Here is a 23,774-nt window from a genome sequence, read left to right as displayed (position 1 = left end):
CGCGCTTGGCCCTTGGGTGAACATTCGGGGCCGGGTTTAGCAGGCATATGCGGTCAATGGGTTGCCTGGGAGTTCTCAGGCAACTGGTCAGTCGTCAAACCGGAGAAGCGTCATGGCACGCGTCTGTCAAGTCACGGGCAAGAAGCCCATGGTCGGGAACAATGTTTCCCACGCCAACAACAAAACCAAGCGTCGGTTCCTGCCGAACCTGCAATACCGCCGTTTCTTTCTTGAATCGGAAAACCGCTGGATTCGCCTGCGTATCACCAATGCCGCTCTGCGTTTGATCGACAAGGTCGGCATCGACCAGGTCGTCGCCGATCTGCGTGCCAAGGGCGAGCTGTAAAGCGCGCCGTTCACTGACCTACTGAAGGAACACGACCATGGCATCCAAAGGCGGCCGCGAGAAGATCAAGCTGGAGTCCACTGCGGGCACCGGCCACTTCTACACAACGAACAAGAACAAGAAGACCACGCCCCAAAAGCTGGAATTCATGAAGTTCGATCCCAAGGTGCGCAAGCACGTCCTGTACAAGGAAATCAAGCTGAAGTGATGGCAGGCGGCGCAAGCCGCCCAAGCACGTCAATCACTCGCTCGAAACAAAACCCGCCAAGCGGCAATGCTGGCGGGTTTTGTCTTTTCTGGCCGCAGCCTCAGCGCGGCGTTGCTGCGGCGGTCGTCGTGCGGAACTCGGCCTGAAACCAGCGGTCGATCATGCGCTTCTCGTAGCGCAGCGCATCGCTGCTGAAGTAGCCGATGAAGCCATCCTGGTAGTTCATGTCGCGCAACTCCGCCTTGCCCTGCTGCACGACCTTGCCGCCATCCAGCACTTCATAGTTCAGAGAGAGGGCCGGCAGCGTCACCGTGCGCATGACGCGCAGCCAGGTAGCGCTGCGGCCAAAGGGCTCGACGTGACCGGCCAGATCCACGTCGGTCACATTGATGCGCACATCGCGCCCGGGCAGGTACTTCTGCGCCTGCGCAACCAGATGCGCCTCGATGTCCTTCAGGACCTCGTCCTGCCGAAACCCGTTGTTGTCCTTGATGTCGACAAAGGTCTCGGGCTTGACGAAATTCACCTGCACGTCGGCGTGCGCGGTGGCGGTCAGGGCCAACAGGCCTGCGGTGATCCATCGATAGCTCATGGCAACCTCCTAAGTTAACGACTGCAGGCAGAAGTCTAGGCCAGACAAAGCAAAAGGGCGCCCTCTCGGGCGCCCTTTGCATGGCGGAAACCCTAGTTCACGCGTGAGCGGCACGCAGGCGCATGGAGAAGGCCTGCAACTCGGCGATACCACTTTCCTCGGCACGGCGGCACCAGGCCTGCAGGTCGGCCACCAACTGCTCGGCCGATACATTGGTGCGGGTCCACATCTGGCGCAGCTCCTCGCGCATGGTCACCAGCTTGTCGATAACCGGGCTGGCAGCGCGCACATGGGCCAGTTCGCCATGGACCTCGGCCGGGATGCGGTCTTCATCGCGATGCAGCCAGCGCTGGGCGAGCTTGAATTGCATGAACCGCTCGCTGTGTTGGCCACCCTCGGCCTTGACCCGGGCCAGTTCGGCGGCGCAGGCTGCCTTCAGCCCGCGCGCGTAGGTGGCCATCACCTCATAGCGGTTGGCGATCAGCGCCTCCAGCGTGCGCGCATCGGCAGCCGGCTTGATCTCGCCCAGGCTCAACTTGGGTGCCGTCTTGCGGACCTTGGCCCAACCGATCATTTCCATCGCTCGGATATAGCCCCAGCCAATGTCGAACTCGTACTTCTTGACCGAGAACTTGGCCGACGTCGGGTAGGTGTGGTGGTTGTTGTGCAGCTCTTCACCACCGATCAGGATGCCCCAGGGCGACACGTTCGTCGACGCATCCGGCGCCTCGAAATTGCGATAACCCCAGTAGTGACCGATGCCGTTGATGACGCCGGTCGCCCAGACAGGAATCCAGGCCATCTGGATGGCCCAGACCGTCAAGCCGATGGCGCCGAAAGCCAGCACATTCAGGATCAGCATCAGCGCCACACCCTGCCACGAGAAGCGCGTGTAGAGGTTGCGCTCGATCCAGTCGTCCGGCGTGCCCGTGCCGTACTTGCGCATGGTCTCCATGTTGCGCGACTCGGCGCGGTACAGCTCGACACCTGTCAACAGCAAGGCCTTGAGGCCGCGCGTCTGCGGGCTGTGCGGGTCTTCCTCGGTCTCGCACTTGGCGTGATGCTTGCGGTGGATGGCGACGAACTCCTTGGTCACCATGCCCGTGGTCAGCCACAGCCAGAAACGGAAGAAGTGCGAGGGGATGGGACCGAGCTCCAGCGCGCGGTGCGACTGCGCCCGGTGCAGGAAGATCGTCACCGCAGAGATGGTGATGTGCGTCACGACCAGCGTGAAGACCAGCACCTGCCAACCGCTGGCATTGAGCAGACCATCGCTCAGCCAATTCACCAGCGTGTTCAAGATTTCGTTCATGCGTCCAAGACCTCGCCCTCAATGGGCATGCAAAGGAAGTTCGATTGTAGAGGAGCGCCCCCAAAAACAAGGGGTGGCGGGCACCGCATTCGAGCGTCGGCGTGCGATGCGGCGCGCTCTTTGACGTGGATCAAGCCAGCCGTTCCCATGCGACGGCGAAAAAGCCGTCCGTTGCATGCCGATGAGGCCAAAGTCGCAGCGCGCCGGCTTCGGTCAACCCCTCGGCGCCCTCGACCTGCGACTTGGCCAGGCATTCGGCAGCGTCCAGCGTTTTGAACTCCGGATGGGCGGCGGTGAACTCGGCCGCGATGACCTCGTTCTCGGCGTCAAGCAGGCTGCAGGTGGCGTAGACGAGCCGGCCGCCCGGCTTCACCAGACGCGCGGCGCTGGCCAGGATGGCGCGCTGCTTGTCCTGCAACTCGGCTACGCCCTTGGGCGACTGGCGCCATTTCAGATCAGGGTTGCGGCGCAGCGTGCCGAGCCCCGAGCAGGGGGCGTCAACCAGCACGCGATCGATCTTGCCGGCCAGGCGCTTGATGCGGTCGTCGCGCTCATGGGCGATCTGCGCCGGATAGACGTTGGACAGCCCGCTGCGCGCCAGGCGCGGCTTCATCGCCGTCAGCCGATGGCCGGAGACGTCGAAGGCATAGAGCCGGCCGGTGTTGCGCATGGCCGCGCCCAGGGCGAGCGTCTTGCCGCCCGCGCCGGCGCAGAAGTCCACCACCATCTCGCCGCGCTTGGGTGCCAGCAGCAGGGCCAGCAATTGGCTGCCTTCGTCCTGCACCTCGACGCCACCGTTGGTGAACAGCTCCAGCTTGTGCAGCGCAGGTTTGCCATCGATGCGCAGGCCCAGCGGCGAATACGGCGTGGGCACGGCTTCGATGCCGGCGGCCTTGAACTGGGCCTGGGCCTCCTCTCGCTTGAGCTTGAGCGCGTTGACACGCAGGTCGAGCGGCGCAGCCTCGTTCAGCGCGGTGGCGAGCTGCCAGAATTCTTCGTCGCCCAGCCGCGCCAGCAGCGGCTCGGCCAGCCATTCGGGCATGTTGTGGCGCATCTTGGACGCCAGGCTCATGGGGTCGATGGCCTGGACCTGCTCCAGCCAATGCACTTCGGCCGGGCTGAGAGCCCCGCGCAGGAAGGCGGCATTGCCACGCCAGGCCAGCATGGCCAGGCGACGGTGCATCGAGCCGGTGCCGCTCTGGGCCAGGTTCTGGAACTTGATCCGCTCGCGCAACAGCGCGTAGACGGTCTCGGCCAGGCAGGCGCGCTCGCGCTGGCCGAGGTTCTTGTGTTGTCGGAAAAAGGCGGAGACGGTGGAGTCGGCCGGGGCGTCGAGCTGATTGACTTCGGCAATCAGCTCGGCGCTCAGCTCCAGGAGGGCATTCGGATGCATCCGGGCATTATCCCGGCCCGCCGCTCAAGCCAGCAGCAGTTGCTGCGCCGCGCCGTCGCGGTGGGTGACGCGCTCGCCGTCCCACATCAGCGCATCTTCCACGAACCAGCGCACCGACTGCGGATAAATGCGGTGCTCGGCCGTCAGCACACGCGCCGACAAAGCCTTGGCATCGTCGCCCGGCAGCACCGGCACGGCGGCCTGCATGACGATGGCGCCATGGTCCAGCTCGGCGGTGACGAAGTGCACCGTCACGCCGGCGATCTTGCAGCCCATGGCAATCGCCCGCTCATGCGTGTGCAGGCCCGTGAAGGCGGGCAGCAGCGATGGGTGGATGTTGAGCATGCGGCGCGCATAACGGGCCGTGAAGCCGGGCGTCAGGATGCGCATGAAGCCGGCCAGCACGACCAGGTCGGGCGCAAAGCTGTCGATGACGCGGGCCAGCTCGGCGTCGAAATCCTCGCGGCTGGCGTAGGCCTTGTGGTCGACGACCGCCGTGGCGATGCCGCGTTCGGCGGCGAACAGCAGCCCGCCCGCGTCGGGCCGGTTGCTGATGACGGCGGCCACCTCGGCCGGCCAGCCCTCGGCCGCGCAGGCCTTGACGATGGCCTCCATGTTGGAGCCCCGCCCCGAAATCAAGATCACCAGTCGTTTCATGGGCCGGCAGTGTAAGGACACCACCCCTGCCCTTCGGCAGGGCACGGCGGGTGAACGACAATCCGCGCCCCATGACGTCACCCGTCCTCACCCGCCAGCGAATCCTGTCGGGCATGCGCCCAACAGGCGCACTCCATCTCGGCCACTACCACGGCGCCCTCAAGAACTGGGTCAAGCTGCAGGACAGCCACGACTGCTTCTTCTTCGTCGCCGACTGGCATGCGTTGACGACGCAGCGCCCCAGCGGTGAGACGCTGGGGCGGCATGCCTACGAAATGGTCACCGACTGGCTGGCCGCTGGCATCGACCCCGAGCGCTGCACCCTCTTCCTGCAAAGCCGCATGCCCGAGCACGCCGAGCTGTTCACGCTGCTGGCGATGTGTACGCCGTCCAGCTGGCTGGCGCGCATGCCCAGCTACAAGGACCAGATCGCCGCCGACCCCGAGCTGGCCACCTACGGCTTCCTCGGCTACCCGCTGCTGCAGGCGGCCGACATCCTGCTCTACAAGCCGGCCGGTGTGCCGGTGGGGGAGGACCAGGCGGCCCATGTCGAGGTGACCCGCGAGGTCGCCCGGCGCTTCAATCGGCTCTACCAACCTGTCTTCGTCGAACCCCAGGCGCTGCTGACCGAGACCGCCCGCGTGCCAGGTCTTGACGGCCAGAAGATGAGCAAGAGCGGGGACAACGCCATCGCCATGCGCGACGCGCCCGAGGTGACGGCAACCAAGATCCGCACGATGCCGACCGACCCTCAGCGCGTGCGCCGCACCGATGCTGGCGACCCGGCGCGCTGCCCGGTCTGGCCGCTGCACCAGATCTACACCGACGAAGCCACCCGCGCCGCCTGCGACACCGGCTGCCGCACGGCCGGCATCGGCTGCCTGGACTGCAAGCAGCCGCTGATCGAAGCCATCCAGCGCGAGCAGGCGCCCTGGCGCGAGCGGGCCGCAGCGCTGGACCCGCAGCAGCTGCAATGGACGCTGGAGGTCGGCACGGAGCGCGCCCGTGCCGTCGCGCGCAAGACGCTGCGCGAGGTGCGCGGGGCGATGGGGTTGGTCGTTTGAGTTCGACGATTCACGTCACCGACCTCGAAGCCGCCATCAACTGGTGGCGCGAGCGTTCGCCGTCGTCCGATGGCATCAGCGCCGCGCCCGAGGTGCGCGCCTTGGCCACGGCCTACGCGCTGCTCGCCTGGCACCGCGCCACCGAGCTGGATGTCGAATCCCTGAGCGACATGGCGCTGGACGCCTGGTTCGCCTGGTACGCCACGACGCCCGACTCGCCCTGCATCGCGATCTGCTCCACGGCCCAGGGCGACGCGATCTGCAAGGGCTGTGGCCGGACCTTCGACGAAGTGCAGCACTGGCCCGCGCTGGACCCGTTCGAGAAGCGCGTCGTCTGGCATCGCATCACGCACGAAGGAACCGCCTGGCGCTTCAACCGCTACGCGGAACGGGTCACCCGATGAACAGGACCAGATTCGTCGACAGCGTCCGCCGCCTCGTGCCGCTGGCCTGGCCGGTCCTGGTCGGCCAGGTGGCCGTGATGATGTTCAGCACCATCGACACGCTGATGTTGGGCCGCGTCGGCCCCGAGGACCTGGCCGCGCTGGCGGTCGGCTCGGCCGTCTACGTGACCATCTTTGTCGGCCTGATGGGCGTCGTGCTCGCCGTCGGCCCGATCGCCGGCCGGCAGTTCGGCGCCGACGACCTGCCCGGCGCCGGCCAGACCTTTGTGCAGGCGCAGTGGTTGTCGGTGCTGCTGTGCGTGCCGGGCTGCCTGGCGCTGTGGTTCCCCGAGCCCTTCATCTGGCTGGCACAGCTCGACGCGACGCAGGCCGACAAGGTCCGCGCCTACACGCGCCCGGAGGCGTTCGCGCTGCCGGCCGCCCTGCTCTTCACCGCCTTCCGCGGCTTCTCGACGGCCGTGAGCCGGCCCAAGGCGGTCATGGCCATGCAGCTGACGGGCCTCGCGGCCAAGGTGCCGCTGAACGCCGTGCTCGTGTTCGGCTGGGGGCCCATTCCTGCCATGGGCGTGGCCGGCTGCGGCTGGGCCACGGCCATCGCGATGATCGGCCAGGCGCTGGTCGCGCTGGTGCTGCTGCGCCGCGACGCCTTCTACCTGCCCTTCACCATCCCGCAACTGTGGCAGACGCGGCCCGACTGGCAGCAACTGGCCGGTCTGGTGCGCCTGGGCCTGCCGATGGGCGGCTCCATCCTGGTCGAGGTGACCGGCTTCACCTTCATGGCCTTCTTCATCGCCCGGCTGGGCGCCACGCCGGTGGCCGGCCACCAGATCGCCGTCAACCTCGTCGCGATGATGTTCATGATCTCGCTGGCGCTGGCCATGGCCGCCCTGACGCTGGTGGCCCAGCACCTGGGCGCGGGCCAGAAGCGCGAGGCGCGCATCGTCGGCCGGCATGCCATGGTGCTGGGCGCGCTCGTGGCAGCGACGGTGGGCGCCGTCGTCGCGCTGGCGCGAGAGCCCATCGTGGCGCTGTACACGTCCAACCCCGAGGCTGCAGCCGCGGCGCTGCCGTTGCTGGTGTGGGTGTGGTTCTTCCACCTCGGCGACGCGCTGCAGACGGTGGCGGCCCATGTACTGCGCGCCTACCAGGTCGCCACGTTGCCGATGGTCATCTACGTCATCGCGCTGTGGGGCTTCGGGCTGGGCGGCGGCTACTTCCTGGCGTTTGGTGCCAACGGCAACGGCGCGGTGGGCTTCTGGCAGGCCGCGACGGCCGGCCTGATCGCGGCGGCCTTGCTGCTCAGCCTGCTGCTGAGGAAAGTCTTCGACGAGAACCGTTAGGTTTTCGCGGCCGGCAGGAAGATCACGAAGCGGCTGCCGCCGCCCTCGCGCGCCAGGCAGCGCACGCTGCCGCCGTGGCGCTCGGCGATCTGCTTGACCAGGCTCAGCCCCAGGCCCACGCCGCCCGCCATCTCGGCATGGCCGGGCAGGCGGTAGAAGGGCTCGAAGATGCGCTCGCGCAGTTCCGCCGGCACACCGGGGCCGCGGTCGGCAACGACCAGCTCGTAGCCACCCGCCACCGGCCGCAAGCCCAGCGTCACGTCGGGGCCACCGTAGCGCCGCGCGTTTTCCAACAGGTTGCGCAGCGCCCGGCGCAACAGCCGCTCCTGACCGTTCACGGGCGCGGCGTCGGTCTCCGGCTCGAAAGCCACCTCGGTCCGCGCAGCCTCCTCGGCGGCCAGCGCCAGCAGTTCCACCACCTCGGTGTCGCCCACGCCGCTGCCGGCCTCCAGCCGGCTGGCCAGCAACACCTCCTCGACGAGCGCGTCCAGCTCGGCGATGTTGACGTCGATCTCGCGGGCCAGCTTCTCGCGCTGGGCCGGCGTGGCCTCGTCCAGCATGGCAAAAGCCATCTTCAGCCGCGCCAGCGGCGAGCGCAGTTCGTGGCTGGCATTGGCCAGCAGCGTCTGGTGCGAGCGCAACAGCGTCTCGATGCGGCCGGCCGCCTGGTTGAAGCTGGCGGCCAGCGCGGCCACCTCGTCACGGCCGCCGTCGTCCACGCGCAGATGGAGCTGGCCCGCGCCGAAGCGCTCCACGCCGCGCTTGAGCGCCTCCAATCGCCGCGTCAGCCGGCGCACGACCGGATAAGCCCCCACCGCGACGCCCACGAACAGCAGCACCAGCACGATGGCCAGCGTGGAGACCTGCGGCGCCCCCGGCGCGCCGGCGCGCACGGTCCAGGGCCCGCTCCACAGGCCCTCGTCGGCGCGCTGGGGCCGCACGGCGGCAGCGGGCGCGCGCTGGCCACCCTGACCTTGGGGACCGCTGGCGCCTGGCGCGCCGGGTGGCCCCGCCGGGGGGCGAATGGTGCGCACGAGATCCAGGCTGCGGCCATCGCCCAGGCTGGCACGCACGACGACGGAGCCGGGATCGTCCACGCGCCGCAGGAAGGCTGCGGTCGCAGCGATGCGTCCCTGTTGATCGTCTTCCAAAGCCAGCGGCATGCGCAGCCGACCGCCCCACTCCTTGAACGCCTCGGCCTGCTGAGCGCGGGAGGCGGTGGCCGGCGGCAGCGCCAGCCGCAGCAGCTCCGCGATCGCGTTCAACCGCTCGTTGGCCGCGATCTCGACGTTGCCGCGTTCCTGCTCGATGTGGCGCTGGAACAGCCAGGCCGAGCCGAAGGCGAACGCCAGCAGCAGCGCCACCAGCGTCAGGTAGATGCGGACGTAGAGACTCTTCAAGCGTTGTCCGCGTCGGCGTCCTGCTTGCGGGCAAAGACGTAGCCGGCGCCGCGCACCGTCAACACGCGGCGCGGGTTCTTCGCGTCGTCCTCGATGACGGCGCGGATGCGCGAGATGTGCACGTCGATGGAGCGGTCGAAGGCCTCCAGCGGGTGGCCCTTCAGCGCGTCCATGATCTGGTCACGGCTCAGCACGCGGCCGGGGCTTTGCGCCAGCACGACGAGCAGGTCGAACTGGTGGCTGGTCAGGTCGCAGATCTTGCCGTCCAGGCGCGCCACGCGGGCGGCCAGGTCGATCTCCAGGCGACCGAAGCGCAGCACCTCGTCGCCGTCCAGCTTGGGCTCCAGCCGGCGCAGCAAGGCCTTGATGCGGGCCTGCAGCTCGCGCGGCTCAAAGGGCTTGGCGAGGTAGTCGTCGGCACCCAGCTCCAGGCCGAGGATGCGGTCCATGGGCTCGCCACGGGCCGACAGCATCAGCACCGGCTGGTGGCGCCAGCGCGCGTCGCCGCGCAGCCAGCGGCAGAAGTCCAGCCCGTCGCCGTCGGGCAGCATCAGGTCCAGCACCAGCAGTTCGTAGCGGCCATGCGCCAGCGCCTCGCGCGCCTGCGCCAGCGTGCCGGCGGTGCTGACCTCGAAGCCGGCAGCGCGGAGGTAGTCGCCCACCATGCCGGTGAGGCGGGCGTCGTCGTCGATCAACAGCAGTCGGGCACTCATCGGCATGGCAGGCGAGAGGGAAGGAAGCCGGCGCGCGGCGGCACCGGTGGCTTGAGGCGCAAGCATCGCAGAACTCCTCGCCGCAGTTGCATCAACCGGCGCGGCGGTCAGCGTGGCGGGCCATGCGCTTCTTCATGACCTCGCCGATCCTGGCGCGCTGCTCGGGCGTCAGCACGCGGGCGGCCTCGATGCTGGCCTGGCTCATGCGCTTGGCGGCGGCTTCGCGCTGGGCGCTCATCTGGGCGCGCACCGACTCGATGGCGGCGGCGTCGATGTTGGTGGCGGTGTAGAGCGTGGCGAGTTGCTGGTGCAGCTTCTTGCCGGCTTCACGCTGGCCGGAGAGGTCCTGGCGCGCGGCCTTGAAGATGGCCTGGATCTGGCTGCGCTGCGCGTCCGTCGCGTTGACGATCTCCAGCATGTGACCCATGCGCGCACCGAACATGCCGCCATCCGCCATCGCGGCGTGGCCGCCCTTGTGATGGCCGCCATGGCCGCCGGCATGGGCAGCAACGCCACCCAGGGCAAGCGCCGCAGCGACGGTGCCGACGCGCAGCAGGTTCTGGATCTGGAAGGCTTTCATCAGAGGTCTCCTGGAAGAAGATGGGGTGAGCTCATCTTCCAAGGCCCCTGTATGCGATGTTTGGGGCGGGGGTAAAGAACTGTGTCCCGTTGTCCGCCCTGCCTTACCTGAACCGAGCGCCGGGCCGCCCCAAGCAGGTTCGCGCCCCCTCGGGGGGCAGCACCTGTACGCAGGCGCGTGGGGGTGCCAAGCCCCTCACTTGATCGGCTTGAAGCGCATGCGCTTCGGGCGCGCGCCTTCCTCGCCCAGGCGCTTCTTCTTGTCGGCTTCGTACTCATGGAAGTTGCCGTCGTAGAAGAACCACTGGGAGTTGCCTTCGCAGGCCAGGATGTGGGTGCAGATGCGGTCCAGGAACCAGCGGTCATGGCTGATGACCATGGCCGAGCCGGCGAACTCCAGCAGCGCCTCTTCCAGCGCGCGCAGCGTTTCCACGTCCAGGTCGTTGGACGGTTCGTCCAGCATAAGCACGTTGCCGCCCTGCGCCAGCGTCTTGGCCAGGTGCAGGCGCCCGCGCTCACCGCCGGACAGCGAGCCGACCAGCTTCTGCTGGTCGTTGCCCTTGAAGTTGAAGCGACCCAGATACGCGCGGCTGGGCATGACGAACTTGCCGACCGTGATGTTGTCCAGGCCGCCGGAGACGTCCTGCCACACGGTCTTGTCGGCGTCCATGGCCTCACGGCTCTGGTCCACAAACGCCATCTTGGCCGTCTTGCCGATCTTGACCGTGCCGCTGTCCGGCTGCTCCACGCCTTGCAGCATGCGGAACAGCGTCGACTTGCCAGCGCCGTTGGGGCCAATGATGCCGACGATGGCGCCGGCCGGCACCTTGAACGACAGGTTGTCGATCAGCACGCGGTCGCCGAAGCTCTTGCTGACGTTCTCGAACTCGATGACTTCATTGCCCAGGCGCTCGGCCACGGGGATAAAGATCTCGTTGGTCTCGTTGCGCTTTTGGTAGTCGGTGTCGCTCAGTTCCTCGAAGCGGGCCAGGCGCGCCTTGCTCTTGGCCTGGCGGCCCTTGGCGTTGGAGCGCACCCACTTCAGCTCTTCCTTCATCGCCTTGGCGCGGGCGTCTTCGCTCTTCTGCTCGCCTTCCAGGCGCTTTTCCTTCTGGTCCAGCCAGTCGGAGTAGTTGCCCTTCCACGGGATGCCGTGGCCGCGGTCGAGTTCGAGAATCCACTCGGCCGCGTTGTCCAGGAAGTAGCGATCGTGGGTGATGGCCACCACGGTGCCGGGGAAGCGCTGCAGGAACTGCTCCAGCCACTCGACTGACTCGGCGTCCAAGTGGTTGGTGGGTTCGTCCAGCAGCAGCATGTCGGGCTTGCTCAGCAGCAGGCGGCACAGCGCCACGCGGCGCTTCTCACCGCCGGACAGCACGCCGATGACGGCGTCCCACGGCGGCAGGTTCAGCGCATCGGCAGCCATTTCGAGCTGCAGGTCGGTGTTTTCGGAGCCGGCGGCGGCAATGATGGATTCCAGCTCGCCCTGCTCGGCGGCCAGCGCGTCGAAGTCAGCGTCGGGCTCGGCATAGGCCGCGTAGACCTCGTCCAGGCGCTTCTTGGCCGCCAGCACGCCGCCGATGCCCTCTTCGACGGCCTCGCGCACGGTCTGGTCGGCGTTCAGGCGCGGCTCCTGCTCCAGGTAGCCGATCTTGATGCCCGGCATCGGGATGGCCTCGCCCTCGTACTCCTTGTCGACGCCGGCCATGATCTTCAGGATGGTCGACTTGCCCGAGCCGTTCACGCCCAGCACGCCGATCTTGGCGCCGGGGAAGAAGGACAGCGAGATGTCCTTGAGGATGTGGCGCTTGGGGGGAACCGTCTTGTTGACGCGGTTCATGCTGAAGACGTACTGGGCCATGGGGCAATCCTGTGAAGCTGAAATGGCGGCAGGCCCCGGGAGAGGCCTGCGTTGCCTGCTATTGTCGCCGAGCCCGGATTTGAGGAAGCCAGATGCACCGTCTTTTCGCCGCCTTGCTCGTTCTCGCCACCAGCCTCGCCCAGGCCCAGTCCCTGCGATGGGCCGCCCAGGGCGACTTGCAGACCCTGGACCCGCACTCGCAGAACGAGCTGCTGACGACCTCGCTGAACAACCAGGTCTACGAGTTCCTGCTGCGCCGCGCGAAGGACCAGAGCCTGGTGCCGTCGCTGGCCACCGAGTGGACGCAAGTCAACCCGCTGCTGTGGCGCGTGAAGCTGCGCGCCGGGGTCAAGTTCCACGACGGCAGCCCGTTCAGCGCCGAGGACGTGGTGTTCTCGATGCAGCGCCTGCGCGACCCGAACTCGCCGTTCCGTGTCTATGCCAATGCGGTGGGCATCCCGAAGGCCATCGACCCGCTGACGGTCGAGTTCGTGCTGCCCAAGCCCAATCCCATCTTCGGCGAGCACCTGATGAACCTGCTCATCATGAACAAGCGCTGGTGCGAACAGAACCGCGTCACGCGCCCACTGAACTTCAAGGAGGGCGAGGACAGCCACGCCAACCTGAATGCCAACGGCACCGGGCCCTTCATGCTCGTCAGCCGCCAGCCCGGCGTGCGGACCACCTACAAGCGCAACCCGAACTGGTGGGGCCAGTTCGAGGGCAATGTCCAGCAGTTCAGTTTCACGCCCGTCAGCAACGACGCCACTCGTACCGCCGCGCTGATCACCGGCGAGATCGACTTCGTGCTGGACCCGCCCTCGCGCGACATCGAGCGGCTGCGCCGCACGGCCGGGCTCAAGGTCGTCGACGGCCTGGAGAACCGCCTCGTCTTTCTCGGCATGGACCAGACCCGTGACACGCTGCTGCACGGCAAGTCGCCCGACGGCAAGAACCCGTTCAAGGACATCCGTGTGCGTCGGGCGCTATACCAGGCCATCGACATCCAGGCCATCAAGACCAAGTTGATGGCGGGCTACTCGGCCCCGACCGGCGGGCTGACGCCGTCGCCGCTGGGCGGCTACAACGACCCCGCGCTGGAAACGCGCCTGCCCTATGACCTGGCCGCCGCGAAGAAGCTGATGGCCGAGGCGGGCTACGCCAACGGCTTCGACGTGACGATGGACTGCCCCAACAACCGCTACATCAACGACGAAAAGCTCTGCGTTGCCGTGGCCAGCATGTGGGCGCAGTTGAAGGTCAAGGTGCGCGTCAATGCCATGCCGCGCACCCTCTTCTTCCCCAAGGTCGAGAAGCACGACACCAGCCTGTACCTGGCCGGCTGGGGCGGCGGCACCGTCGACGCCGAGGTCATGCTGACCCCCGTGCTGCGCAATCGCGGCGAGCAAGGCGTGGGCGTCGCCAACTACAGCGGCATCATCAACGCCAAGGGCGACGCGCTCGCCGCCGCGTCCAGCATCGAGACCGACCCGACCAAGCGCCAGCCCCTCGTCAAGGCCGCACTGCAGGCCTACCGCGAGCAGGTCAACCTGATCCCGCTGCACCGGCAAGTCATCCCCTGGGCAATGAAGGCGGGCATCTCCGTGCCGCATTCCCCGGCCAATTGGCTCAGCGTCGACTGGGTCAAGGTTTCCGCCCCGTAGAATGCCGGCCATCCGCCGCGATTCTCAGTCTTGCGCGGCGTTCTCTTTTCAGCCCCTGCACGCCGCCCGGCTGCCCGAAGACTGGTTGCGACTCCCCGTTGCAACGGCAGCCGATGCGAACAGGCGTGCTCACTCCCCAACTCGATGACCTTCGAAACTCTCGGCCTCGCCGAGCCCCTGCTGCGCGCCATTGCCGACGCGGGCTACACGACCCCCACCCCCATCCAGGCCCAGGCCATTCCCGCCGTCCTCAACGGTGGTGACCTGCTGGCCGGCGCCCAGACAGGCACCGGCAAGACCGCCGGTTTCACGTTGCCGCTGCTGCACCGCCTGTCCACTGGCGAGAAGGTGCTGAACAAGCGCGGCAAGATCGCCATCCGCGCCCTCGTGCTGACGCCCACCCGCGAGCTGGCTGCCCAGGTCGAGGAAAGCGTGCAGACCTACGGCAAGTACCTGCCGCTCAAGAGCATGGTCATGTTCGGTGGCGTCGGCATGCAGCCGCAGATCAACAAGCTGCGCGACGGCGTCGACATCCTCGTCGCCACGCCCGGCCGCCTGCTGGACCACGCGCAGCAAGGCACGCTGGACCTGTCGCAGGTGCAGATCCTGGTGCTCGACGAAGCCGACCGCATGCTCGACATGGGCTTCGTGCACGACATCAAGAAGGTGCTGGCCCTGCTGCCGGCCAAGAAGCAGTCGCTGCTGTTCAGCGCCACCTTCAGCGACGAGATCAAGAACCTCGCCGACAAGCTGCTCAACGCCCCCGCGCTGATCGAAGTGGCCCGCCGCAACCAGACCAACGACGCCATCGCGCAGAAGGTCCACCCGGTCGGCCGCGAGCGCAAGAAGGAGTTGCTGGCCCACCTGATCAAGGGTGGCGTCGACGGCCAGCCCTGGCACCAGGTGCTGATCTTCACGCGCATGAAGCACGGCGCCAACCGCCTGACCGACTATCTGAATGACCAGGGCATCAGCGCCATGGCCATCCACGGCAACAAGAGCCAGGGTGCCCGCACCAAGGCGCTGGCCGACTTCAAGGCCGGCGACCTGACCTGCCTGGTGGCGACCGACATCGCGGCCCGCGGCATCGACATTGACCAGCTGCCCCACGTCGTCAACTTCGAGCTGCCCAACGTGGCCGAGGACTATGTGCACCGCATCGGCCGCACGGGCCGTGCCGGCGCCCAGGGCGAGGCGGTCAGCCTGGTCTGCGTGGACGAGAACGGCTTCCTGAAGGACATCGAGCGCCTCATCAAGCGCGAGATCCCCAAGGAGATCGTGGCCGGCTTCGCCCCCGATCCCAACGAGCGCGCCGAACCCATCGTGCTGGGCCGCACCGTGCTGAACCCCAACGGCAGCCGGGGCCGCAACCCCAACCCGCCGGCAGGCGCCAATGGCCGTGGTGGTCGTGGCGGCGGCGGCGGTGGCGGCCGTGGCGGCGACAGCCGTGGTGGCCAGCGCGACGGTGGCCGTGACGGCCAGGGACGCCCGGGCGGCAAGCCTGGTGGCCACACCGGCGTCGGCGGCGCGCGGACGGCGCCCAAGCCGCATGCCGAGCACGCCCCCCGCGCTGCCGGCGCCCAGCCCGCACGCGGCAACAACGGCGGCGCCCCGCGCCACAACAACGGCCCGCGTCTGACGCAGCCGAAGCGCTGAGCCAGCGCCTTCCGCGCTCACGGCCTGTCCCTCACGGGGCAGGCCGTTTTTGCTGGGCGACCGCCGCTGCGGCTCAGGGCTCGCACATCGGCAGCTGGCCCTCAAGGCAGCTGCGTGGCGGCCCGGCGCCTGGCCCAGCCGAGGCCCAGCAGGCCCGCCATGACCAGCGGCGCCGTACCCGGCAGCGGCAGCTCATGCGCACCATCGCGGGGTGGCAGGTCCCTGCTCGTCAACGAGGTGATTTCGTAGCGGTACTGAGCCTCGCCGGGCATCTGGAAGCGGATTTCGTGACGAGCCGGGAAGTCCTCCAGATACAGGTAAGGCATGGCGCCCGTCGTCAGCGCATCGACGCCCGGTGCGGCCTGCAACGACAGCTGGAAAACCGGCCATGGGTCGTTCAGGTCGATGAAGCTGTAGATGCTGTCCATATCCGCGTCGACAAAGATCCGCTTGTTCTCGTTCGAGTACGCCTTGCCGTCCTGCACGCCGCCCGACACGCTGCCCGACAGCTTGGCGCCGCTGTCGTAGGCGCCGCGCGTGAGCTGCGCATCCGAGTCGGCGGCGTCCATGTCCACGACCAGGCTGCCCGTCAGCGTTCCGCCGGCCGCCGCGTCAAAGCCAACGGCGACGAAGCTGTAGCTGACGAGGCCTGCCTGAGCGGCGGCGCTGCAGGCCAGCGCGACCGCGCCGATGAGGATGTGACGCAAAGACATGGCGATCTCCCTTAGGGTTTGCAAAGGTTCACGACGACGTGTCGCGATGCAGATCAGTGTCTGGATCGGCGGTATCAATGCCGTTCCCCGCAGGCGAGCGATGGTTTCAATTGCAGCAGGCGGGTGCCGCTTGCCGCTACCGTTGAAACACGGGCGCTGCCAACCCCGGCTCCTCAAGAGGGGCTGATCTAATCCCGCCCCATGGCCCGTTCCCCGCTCGACAACTCACTCAAGTTCCAGCTGCCAGATGGCAGCGTCGTCACCGCCGAAGAGATGCTGCGCCGAGGCCGCACGGCCGCAGCGGCCCAGCGGACCGAGCAGCTCGCCACACCCGCCGCCCTGCCCGAGGCCGACCTGCAGACGCTGCTCGACGCCCTGCTGCTGCTGGGCGGCACGGCCAGCATCAACACCGTCATGCAATGGCTGTCGCTGACCGGCCGCGAGCGCGCCAATGGCGAGACCTTCGACCACTACGCCACCCGCGACGGCCTGCAAGCCCTCGTCGCGCAGGGCCGCGCCGACGGGCTGCACGGCAAGGGCACGCGCGTCACGCTGGCCGACCACGTCGAACGCCTGCAGACCCTGCTCGCCGCGCCCGGCCACGAGCGCTACTGGCGCCAGCGCCTGTGGCTGTCGGGCTCCGGCCGGGGCGACTGGCAGGACCCCATCGGCTGGGTCAACTTCCGCGGCCCCGAGGAGATGCGCACGGTGCTGCGGCTGATGATTTATTCGGGCATGCCGGCGGCCGAGTTCCACGAGCTGCTCACCACGCGTCTGCAGGAGCTGTCCAGCCCCATGCTGGCCGTGCAGGCGCTGGTCGATCCCTGGTGCCCGCAGTTGCTGGGCCAGATCGACGCCGACCTGCGCGACGGCCTGTTGGGCCAGTTGCTGGACGTGCTGCCGGCCGGTCATCCGGTACGCGCCGAACTGCGCACCTGGCTGCAGACCACCGCCCAGCCCCTCAGCATCCCCATGCGCGCCCGCCTGGCCGAGGCCGACATGCTGGCCTTGCAGCTGGACAGTGCCGAGCAACATCTGCGCGGCCTGGCCGGTCCCGGCGTGACGCTGCTGGCGGCCACGCGCGCCCTCGTCGACGGCCGCTGGGCCGAGGCCAGCGCCGGCTTCGAGGCCACCATCAAGGCCATTCACACGGCCAGCCGCAGCCGCCGCAACGCGCTGTCGCTGGACACCGCGCGCCTGTACCTGCTGAGCCTGCTGGCCCAGGACGATCCCAAGGCCTGGGCGCAGGCGCGCAAGTACGCCATTGCCGAGTCCGGCAGCCGCAGCCCGACGGCCTACGAGGCCTGGGGGCTGTGGGCGCATGGCATCGGCGTGAAGCTGGGCGAGGACAGCTTCCTGGAAGCCGCCTTCCATCCCGGCGCGCCGGGCGATGCCGAGCAAGTGGACTGTCTGCTGCTCGCCGCCTGGCTGGGCAAGCCCGCGCCGGGCTGGACGCCCGCGCTCGCGCAACACCTGCTCGCCGGCCTGGGCCCTGATCAGGCACTGCTGGCCGACCACCTGCGCGCCGCTCTGCAGCGCCTGGAGCTGGGTGGCGCGGGCCCGACCCGCATCGCCAACTTCCTGGGCCAGCCGCGCCAGGCCTGGCAGGACGCGCTCGCGGCCATCGCCGCCCTCAGCGACGACGGCAAGCCCGCCGGCGCCGCGACCAAGCCCGAGCTGGCCTGGCAGCTCAGCCTGGACGCCGCCGGTCGCGTGCACACGCTGGAGCCGCTGGAGATCACCACCAGCGCGCGCGGCCTCACCAAGTTCAAGGCCGTGACGCTGGCCAAGCTGAAGAAGCAGGGCGCCCAGCGCAGCCGCGACAACCTGGTGCTGCGCCACATCGAGCGCGATGCCTGGGCCGGCGTGCATGACCTGCGCCTGGACGTGAGCCAGGCCCTGGTCGCGCTGATCGGCCACCCGCACCTGATGTTTGCCGACGCGCCGGGCCAGTGGGTCGAGCTTGCCGAGGGCCTGCCGGAGCTGGAAGTCCGCCGCGTGGGCACATCGCCGAACGACGCCTTCGAGTTCCACCTGCACCCGCCGCTGGTTGCTGCCGAGCCGCCACACGCCGGCATGCTCTTTGGCGCCCAGGCCGACGCCGAGCGCGAGCGCCGCAACACCCAGCGCGTGCTGCGCGAGGGGCCCGGCCGGGCGCGCTTGATCCGCATCACGCCCACGCAGCGTCGCGTCGCCGAGCTGGTCAGCCAGGGCTGGAAGGTGCCGGCCAACGCCACCGCCGAGCTGGGCGCGGCGCTGCAGGTGTTGACCGGCCACTTCCAGCTGCACAGCGACGCCGATGCCGGCCAGCGCGTGACAGGCGACAGCCGCCTGCATGCCCGCCTCACGCCGCAGGGCGAGGGCCTGCAGCTGCTGCTGGTGGCCCAGCCTTTTGGCGACTTCGGCCCCGCCGTCACGCCTGGCCTGGGCCGCGCGCGGCTGATGTGCCTGCACGAGGGCGTGAGCCTGGCCACCGAGCGCGACCTGGGTGCCGAGGCCGGTCACCGCGCCGCCGTCATCGAGGCCCTGCCCTTCCTTGACCCCGAGCAGCCGCCCGACCAGCCCTGGCTGCTGGCCGATGCTGAAGAAGCGCTCGCCGCCGTCGAGCGCCTGCCCGGCCTGGCCGCAATCGCCGCGCTGGACTGGCCCAAGGGCAAGCCAGTGCGCGTGCTGGCGGTAGCGGCGGAGGCCGTGCAGATCCAGGTCAGCAGCAGCCGCGACTGGCTGGGCGTGACCGGCGAGGTGCAGGTCGAAGAAGGCCGCGTCGTCAGCCTGCAGGAGCTGCTGTCGCTCAGCCGCGCCAGCAAGAGCCGCTTCGTGCGCATGGCCGAGGGGCACTACCTGGCGCTGTCCGAGCAGTTGCGCCAACAGCTGCGCGACCTGGATTCGCTCGCCCAGACGAAGAAGGGCGAGCTGCAACTGCCCCACGCCAGCGCCGCCTGGCTGGACCAGGGCCTGGCCGGGGTCAACCTGGGCGGCGACAAGGCCTGGCGGGCGCGCGTGGACCAGCTCGGTGCCGCCGCCGCGCTGCAGCCGCAGACGCCCAAATCACTGCGCGCCGAGCTGCGTGCCTACCAGGCCGAGGGCTACGCCTGGATGAGCCGCCTGGCCGCCGCCGGCTTCGGCGCCTGCCTGGCCGACGACATGGGCCTGGGCAAGACCGTGCAGACGCTGGCGCTGCTGATCGAGCGCAGCGCGCAGGGCCCGGCCCTGGTGCTGGCGCCCACGTCGGTCTGTGGCAACTGGGCGGCCGAGTGCGCCGCGTTTGCGCCCGGCCTGACCGTGCAGGTCTACGCCCAAGCCACTGACCGCAGCGCCATGCTGGCCGCCGCCGGCCCGGGCGATGTCATCGTCGCCAGCTACGCGCTGGCGCAGATCGATGCCGACGGCTTCGCCGCGCGCCGCTGGGCCACGCTGGTGCTGGACGAGGCCCAGGCGCTGAAGAACGCGACCACCAAGCGCGCCAAGTCGGTCGCCGAGTTCGATGCGGACTTCCGCCTGGCCTTGTCCGGCACGCCGGTGGAGAACCGGCTGGCCGATCTGTGGTCCATCATGAATCTCATCAACCCGGGCCTGCTGGGCACGCCGCAGCAGTTCAACGAGCGCTTTGCCGGCCCCATCGAGCGCCAGCAGGACGCGCCGGCCCGCGCCCGGCTGCGCCGCATCGTCGCGCCCTTCCTGCTGCGCCGGACCAAGGCGCAGGTGCTGCAAGACCTGCCCCCGCGCACCGAGATCGTCCACCGTGTGGAGCCCAGCGAGGCCGAGCGCCACTTCCTCGAAGCTCTGCGCCGCGATGCGCAGGCCGCCGTGGCCGCGGCCGCCGCAGGCAACGAACGCGCCGCGCCCATGCAGGTGCTGGCCGAGCTGATGCGTCTGCGCCGCGCCGCCTGCGACCCGCGCCTGGTGTCGCCCGAGCTGGGCCTGGTGGGCGCCAAGATGGCCGATTTCGAACGCATCGTGCGCGAGCTGGTCGACGGCGGCCACAAGGCCCTCGTCTTCAGCCAGTTCACCGACTACCTGGACCTGCTGGGCGAGCGCCTGACGCAGATGGCCCTGCCCTTCCAGCGCCTGGACGGCAGCACGCCCCAGGCCGAGCGGACCAAGCGCGTCGCCGCCTTCCAGCGTGGCGAGGGCGAGGTCTTCCTGATCAGCCTGAAGGCCGGCGGCTTCGGCCTGAACCTGACGATGGCCGACTACGTGCTCATCGTCGACCCCTGGTGGAACCCCGCCGCCGAAGACCAGGCCGCCGGCCGTGCCCACCGCATGGGTCAGGCAAGACCTGTCACCGTCTACCGGCTGGTGACGGCCGGCTCGGTGGAGGAGCGCATCATCGAGCTGCACCGCGACAAGCGCGGCCTGGCCGAGGGCATGCTGGAAGGCCACGAACAGGCCAGCCCGCTGGACGCGCAGGCGCTGGCGGCGCTGCTGGAGGATTGAAGCGTTGACACCTGATTTCGTGGCCCCCGAGGCAGCCGCACGGCGCGTGGCGCTGCTGGACTGGGCCGAAAGCAACGCGGTGGGCGCGCTCTGGTCCGCTGACGACGCCCGCTGGGCCACGCAACAGGCGCGGGCCGAGGGTGCCGCCGCCGACTTCCGCCTGGCACGGGCGCGCCACGCGGCGCGGCGCCTAGGCGAGCGTGATGACCGGCTGACGGAACTGCTGGCGCGGCCGCTGTGGTCGGGCAGCTGGGCGTTGGCGGCCCTGGTGGTGGGCTTGGCGCTGGGCCTGGGGCTGGACCGGCTGGGCGGCCAGCAACTCAACCTGCTGGCGCTGCCGCTGTGGAGCGTGCTGGCGCTGCAGTTGCTGGCCTACGGCCTGCTGTTCGTGCTGGCATTCAGGCGGCCGAACCCGCAGGCCAAGGAAGGGCCGGTGCTGCGCCTGTGGCAACGCCTGCTGACGCCAGGCACTCGTGGCCGAGCAAACCAAGCGCTGGCGCACTGGTGGCTGCTCAGCCTGCCGCTGCAGGCGGCGCGTTGCGCGCTGCTGTGGCACCTGGCGCTGCTGGGGCTGAACCTGGGGCTGATCGGCGGCCTCTACCTGCGTGCGCTCGGGCTGGAGATCCTGATCGGCTGGGAGAGCACCTACCTCGACGCCGCCCAGGTGCAGCGCCTGGCCGATGTGCTGCTGGCCCCAGCCGCCTGGCTCAGCGGCCTGGCCGTGCCCGACGTGGCCCCGCTGCGCCACGCCGCGCTGCAAGGCCCCCAGGCGCTGGCCGCGGACTGGCTGCATCTGCTGGCGGCGACGGTGGCGCTCGTTGCGCTGCCGCGCCTGCTGCTGGTGCTGCACGCGGCCTGGCGCAGCTGGCGCCTGGCGCGCGCGCTGCCCTTGCAGGTGGGCAGCGGGCCGGCCGACCTGCGCCTGATGGTGATCGACCCGCAGCGTCGCCTGGCCGGCACCCTGCTGGGCCGGGCCGGCGAACGGCTCAGCAGCCCGGAGGGCGACCGCCTGCTGGTGACGCTGGCTGACGCGGCACCTGCAACCCTGCCGGCCACCTGGAGCGGCCGTGCGCTGGCGCTGCTGAACGCGAGCCCCGCCCCCACGCCGACCTTCGATGCCTGCGTGGCCGCCGACAGCCTGCCCGCCACAACGCCTGGCTGGCCGGCGCAGAGCCGCCAGTTGCGCGCGCTGGGCACGCTGTGGCCGGCCGCCCGCCAGCCGGCCTGGCAACGCCTGCTCGAAGCCTGGGAGACACCGGTTCGCGAGCGCGAGGCCCAGGCCCGGCAGCTCATGGCGCAAGCCCTGACCACGCTGTGCCTGCAGCCCTTGCACCTGCCCGAAGGCGCCGAACCGCAAGCGCAACTGCGCAAGGCGGTGGAGCAGCAATTGCAATTGCTGGCCGAGAAGCTGTGCGAGCTGTACGGCCAGGACGCCGCCAGCGGCACGACGCCATCGGCCGCTGAGGACTGGCCGCACCAGGTGGTGCGGCCGCGCCCCGTCGTGCGCAATTCGGTGCTGGGCGGCGCCATGGGCGGCGCGGCCACGGGCCTGGGTGCGGACCTGGCGGCAGGCGGGCTGACGCTGGGCGCCGGGGCGCTGATCGGCGCCGTCGTCGGCGGTGTCGCCGGCAGCGGGCTCACGGAATGGTTCAACCGCCGCCAGGGGCGGCGCACGACCGCCTTGCAGATCGACTTGGCGCAGGCCGCGTCGTTGCTGGCCGACGAAGTGCTGCGCGTCTGGCAGGCTCAGATCGGCCTGCAGCTGCCCGCCGCGCAGCTGCAGGCCACCATCAACGCGCTGGCCTGGCCAGACGCCTTCCAGGGTGAGCCACCCGAGGTGCAGCAACGGCTGTCGACGCTGCTTGCGCAGGCCTGCGAGACCTTGCTGCGGGCCGCAGACGCGGCGGCGGGTTCATGAAGGCAGCAAGCCGTCCAGCCACTGCGCCAGCGTCTGGCGGGCATCGTCGCTGCGCGGTGGTGTGTCGGCGTGGCGCGCGGCATAGGCCAGCGCCAGCACCAGCGGCACGGTAAAGGCCGGCTTGCCTCCGAGCGGCGGGGTCAAGGCCAGCATCGCGCCAGCCGGCCGCACCGGGATGTCCAGCACGGCGACCGGCTGCTGCAAGGGGTCGGCGCACAGGGCCGGCGGCGAACTGACGAGGTACTGCCGGCAGACAAACGGCCGCTGCGCGTGGATGCTGCAGGCGTCGTCCTCCAGGAAGGGGCAGACCAGCCCCAGCGCCATGTAGGCCGTGGCGGCGTCGCGCGCCTGCGCGGGGCCGTCGATGGGCGTGTCGCGCATGAAGGTGTCGAACAAGCCCGCCGCGCGCAACTGCGCGACGGCATCGGCGAAGCGTTGTTCGACGCGGGCCCGGCGCGGCTGCGGCAGCGCCTGCACGCGGCGCGCCAGGCCATGGGCCTCGGCCGGCGTCACCGGCACCGGCTGGCGCTTGCAACAGGCCGAGCAGCCCTTGGCGCAGGACACGTTCGCACCGCTCTTGCGCGCCTGCCCCACCGCCACGGCGATGGCTGCGTCGTCGACCGCATACATGAAGGGCAGCAACTCATCGAGCCGCGCCGGCCCCGTGGGCGCCGGGTGCGCCACCTCGACGCGCCGCCCAGGCAGCGCGAGGCGGATGCGCAGCGCCGGCGCGTTCATCATCGGCCGCTCAGCCCCGGCGTCGGCGCAGGGCCGCACAGCCGGTCAGCGCCAGGCCGCCCAGCATCAGCGCCCAGGTCGACGGTTCGGGCACCACGCCGGCCACGGCCAGCGCGTAGCCCTGCAGCACGATGGGGTCGCCGCTGAAGAGCAGCCGGTCATCGGCGACGCTGAACCTGCCTGTGGTCCAGGCCGCCGTCGGTGAGGTGCGGTAGCTCATCGTTGCCGAGGTCACCAGCACGCTGGCCTGCACCATCAGGCCCTCGGTGCCGGCACCGGCGCTGCCGCCAAGCAGGAAGCTGGACGGCGAGCTGTCCCCGAAGGCGATCTCGAAGAACGAGAAGTCGCCGGCTTTCGCGTCGGTGCGGGTGGCGGTCAGGGTCACGTCACGGTCCAGGTTGTTGCTGCCGAACCAGCCGAGCAACTGGGGGGCCGTCGAGTCCACGTACTGTGTCCAGTGGAAGTCCTGCAGTGAGACCTTGCCCACGCCGCCGATGGAGCTGGTCAACGACAGCCCCCAGGACCAGGACTGCAGATCGATGGCACTGGCCTTCACCGTGCTTTTGGACTCGCCCTTGATGCCCTCGATCTCCAGCAGATAGTCCACGCCCGCCGCCGCAGCCGGCGCGGTGGCGAACACGGTGGTGACGGCGAGTGCCCCGATCAGTGCTTTCATGTCGACCATCCTTGAGAAAACCTGCCAATGCGGCCCGGGCACTCTAGGCCGGGGCTTCGCGCCATGTTGGCCGGCCGCTTCAGGGATTGCCCGCACCGTCCTC

The 23,774-nt window shown here is 69.4% G+C and carries 20 protein-coding genes; 9 read left to right on the top strand and 11 right to left on the bottom strand.

Going from position 1 to position 23,774, the window contains the following annotated elements; genetic code table 11:
• Positions 1–112: 112 nt before the first annotated feature.
• Both rpmB and rpmG read left to right on the top strand, forming a co-directional pair.
• Complete coding sequence (rpmB, locus tag ACG00Y_RS14185; RefSeq protein ID WP_394479853.1) at positions 113–346, top strand: 50S ribosomal protein L28; 234 nt, start codon at positions 113–115, stop codon at positions 344–346.
• A 37-nt stretch (positions 347–383) separates the two neighbouring features.
• Entirely contained in the window at positions 384–554 is a 171-nt protein-coding gene (rpmG, locus tag ACG00Y_RS14180; RefSeq protein WP_348010927.1) for a 50S ribosomal protein L33, read from the top strand.
• A 100-nt stretch (positions 555–654) separates the two neighbouring features.
• Here the strand turns inward: rpmG and ACG00Y_RS14175 are convergent, their stop codons facing one another.
• From ACG00Y_RS14175 to purN, 4 genes are all read right to left on the bottom strand, one after another.
• Complete coding sequence (locus tag ACG00Y_RS14175) at positions 655–1,146, bottom strand: DUF3016 domain-containing protein (protein ID WP_394479851.1); 492 nt, start codon at positions 1,144–1,146, stop codon at positions 655–657.
• 97 nt (positions 1,147–1,243) lie between these two features.
• A complete protein-coding gene (locus tag ACG00Y_RS14170; protein ID WP_394479849.1) occupies positions 1,244–2,458 on the bottom strand; it encodes a DesA family fatty acid desaturase in 1,215 nt (404 codons plus the stop codon).
• A gap of 130 nt (positions 2,459–2,588) precedes the next feature.
• Positions 2,589–3,851 carry an RsmB/NOP family class I SAM-dependent RNA methyltransferase gene (locus ACG00Y_RS14165; RefSeq protein ID WP_394479847.1) on the bottom strand — a complete coding sequence of 421 codons (1,263 nt, stop codon included), beginning with the start codon at positions 3,849–3,851 and terminating at the stop codon, positions 2,589–2,591.
• A gap of 24 nt (positions 3,852–3,875) precedes the next feature.
• Positions 3,876–4,508: a phosphoribosylglycinamide formyltransferase gene (gene purN, locus ACG00Y_RS14160; RefSeq protein ID WP_394479845.1), complete on the bottom strand. Its 633-nt coding sequence runs from the start codon at positions 4,506–4,508 to the stop codon at positions 3,876–3,878.
• Between the two features lie 71 nt (positions 4,509–4,579).
• On the opposite strand from purN, the gene trpS reads away from it, so the two are divergent.
• Genes trpS through ACG00Y_RS14145 form a run of 3 tightly spaced genes read left to right on the top strand, consistent with a single transcriptional unit; the run spans position 4,580 to position 7,316 of the window.
• Positions 4,580–5,572, top strand: coding sequence for a tryptophan--tRNA ligase (trpS, locus tag ACG00Y_RS14155; RefSeq protein WP_394479843.1), 993 nt, complete (start codon positions 4,580–4,582; stop codon positions 5,570–5,572).
• Positions 5,569–5,976: a DUF3717 domain-containing protein gene (locus ACG00Y_RS14150; protein WP_394479841.1), complete on the top strand. Its 408-nt coding sequence runs from the start codon at positions 5,569–5,571 to the stop codon at positions 5,974–5,976. Before trpS ends, ACG00Y_RS14150 begins: the two co-directional genes overlap by 4 nt.
• Positions 5,973–7,316, top strand: coding sequence for an MATE family efflux transporter (locus ACG00Y_RS14145; protein WP_394479839.1), 1,344 nt, complete (start codon positions 5,973–5,975; stop codon positions 7,314–7,316). The genes ACG00Y_RS14150 and ACG00Y_RS14145 overlap by 4 nt, the downstream gene beginning before the upstream one ends.
• Here ACG00Y_RS14145 and ACG00Y_RS14140 read toward each other — a convergent pair.
• The 4 genes from ACG00Y_RS14140 to ettA all read right to left on the bottom strand — a co-directional run bounded on the left by ACG00Y_RS14140 (position 7,313) and on the right by ettA (position 11,869).
• The gene (locus tag ACG00Y_RS14140) at positions 7,313–8,716 is read right to left on the bottom strand and encodes a HAMP domain-containing sensor histidine kinase (protein ID WP_394479837.1); all 1,404 of its coding nucleotides are present in this window, start codon (positions 8,714–8,716) and stop codon (positions 7,313–7,315) included. The genes ACG00Y_RS14145 and ACG00Y_RS14140 overlap by 4 nt on opposite strands.
• Positions 8,713–9,429 (bottom strand): response regulator, encoded by a 717-nt coding sequence (locus ACG00Y_RS14135; protein WP_394479835.1) that lies wholly within the window; start codon positions 9,427–9,429, stop codon positions 8,713–8,715. The genes ACG00Y_RS14140 and ACG00Y_RS14135 overlap by 4 nt, the downstream gene beginning before the upstream one ends.
• Before the next feature lie 91 nt (positions 9,430–9,520).
• Positions 9,521–10,009: a Spy/CpxP family protein refolding chaperone gene (locus ACG00Y_RS14130; RefSeq protein ID WP_394479833.1), complete on the bottom strand. Its 489-nt coding sequence runs from the start codon at positions 10,007–10,009 to the stop codon at positions 9,521–9,523.
• 195 nt (positions 10,010–10,204) lie between these two features.
• The gene (ettA, locus tag ACG00Y_RS14125; protein ID WP_394479831.1) at positions 10,205–11,869 is read right to left on the bottom strand and encodes an energy-dependent translational throttle protein EttA; all 1,665 of its coding nucleotides are present in this window, start codon (positions 11,867–11,869) and stop codon (positions 10,205–10,207) included.
• A gap of 92 nt (positions 11,870–11,961) precedes the next feature.
• Here ettA and ACG00Y_RS14120 point away from each other — a divergent pair, with 92 nt between their 5' ends.
• Both ACG00Y_RS14120 and ACG00Y_RS14115 read left to right on the top strand, forming a co-directional pair.
• A complete protein-coding gene (locus ACG00Y_RS14120) occupies positions 11,962–13,533 on the top strand; it encodes an ABC transporter substrate-binding protein (protein ID WP_394479829.1) in 1,572 nt (523 codons plus the stop codon).
• Between the two features lie 144 nt (positions 13,534–13,677).
• Positions 13,678–15,189 (top strand): DEAD/DEAH box helicase, encoded by a 1,512-nt coding sequence (locus tag ACG00Y_RS14115; RefSeq protein WP_394479827.1) that lies wholly within the window; start codon positions 13,678–13,680, stop codon positions 15,187–15,189.
• Between the two features lie 101 nt (positions 15,190–15,290).
• On the opposite strand, the gene ACG00Y_RS14110 is transcribed toward ACG00Y_RS14115, so the two are convergent.
• On the bottom strand, positions 15,291–15,902 hold the full coding sequence (locus ACG00Y_RS14110; RefSeq protein WP_394479826.1) for a hypothetical protein: 612 nt from the start codon (positions 15,900–15,902) through the stop codon (positions 15,291–15,293).
• 201 nt (positions 15,903–16,103) lie between these two features.
• Here ACG00Y_RS14110 and ACG00Y_RS14105 point away from each other — a divergent pair, with 201 nt between their 5' ends.
• A complete protein-coding gene (locus tag ACG00Y_RS14105; RefSeq protein ID WP_394479824.1) occupies positions 16,104–20,339 on the top strand; it encodes an SNF2-related protein in 4,236 nt (1,411 codons plus the stop codon).
• A gap of 4 nt (positions 20,340–20,343) precedes the next feature.
• Positions 20,344–22,257 (top strand): DUF3482 domain-containing protein, encoded by a 1,914-nt coding sequence (locus ACG00Y_RS14100; RefSeq protein WP_394479822.1) that lies wholly within the window; start codon positions 20,344–20,346, stop codon positions 22,255–22,257.
• On the opposite strand, the gene ACG00Y_RS14095 is transcribed toward ACG00Y_RS14100, so the two are convergent.
• A complete protein-coding gene (locus ACG00Y_RS14095) occupies positions 22,252–22,998 on the bottom strand; it encodes a YkgJ family cysteine cluster protein (RefSeq protein ID WP_394479820.1) in 747 nt (248 codons plus the stop codon). The two genes, ACG00Y_RS14100 and ACG00Y_RS14095, sit on opposite strands and share 6 nt — an antisense overlap.
• Before the next feature lie 7 nt (positions 22,999–23,005).
• Complete coding sequence (locus tag ACG00Y_RS14090) at positions 23,006–23,671, bottom strand: type VI secretion system tube protein Hcp (protein ID WP_394479818.1); 666 nt, start codon at positions 23,669–23,671, stop codon at positions 23,006–23,008.
• Between the last annotated feature and the right edge of the window lie 103 nt (positions 23,672–23,774).

Source organism: Pelomonas parva (genome assembly GCF_043555835.1).
GTDB classification, from domain to species: domain Bacteria; phylum Pseudomonadota; class Gammaproteobacteria; order Burkholderiales; family Burkholderiaceae_C; genus Pelomonas; species Pelomonas parva.
Note: the sequence above shows the minus strand (reverse complement) of the source record. Positions and strands in the feature narration are given on the sequence as shown.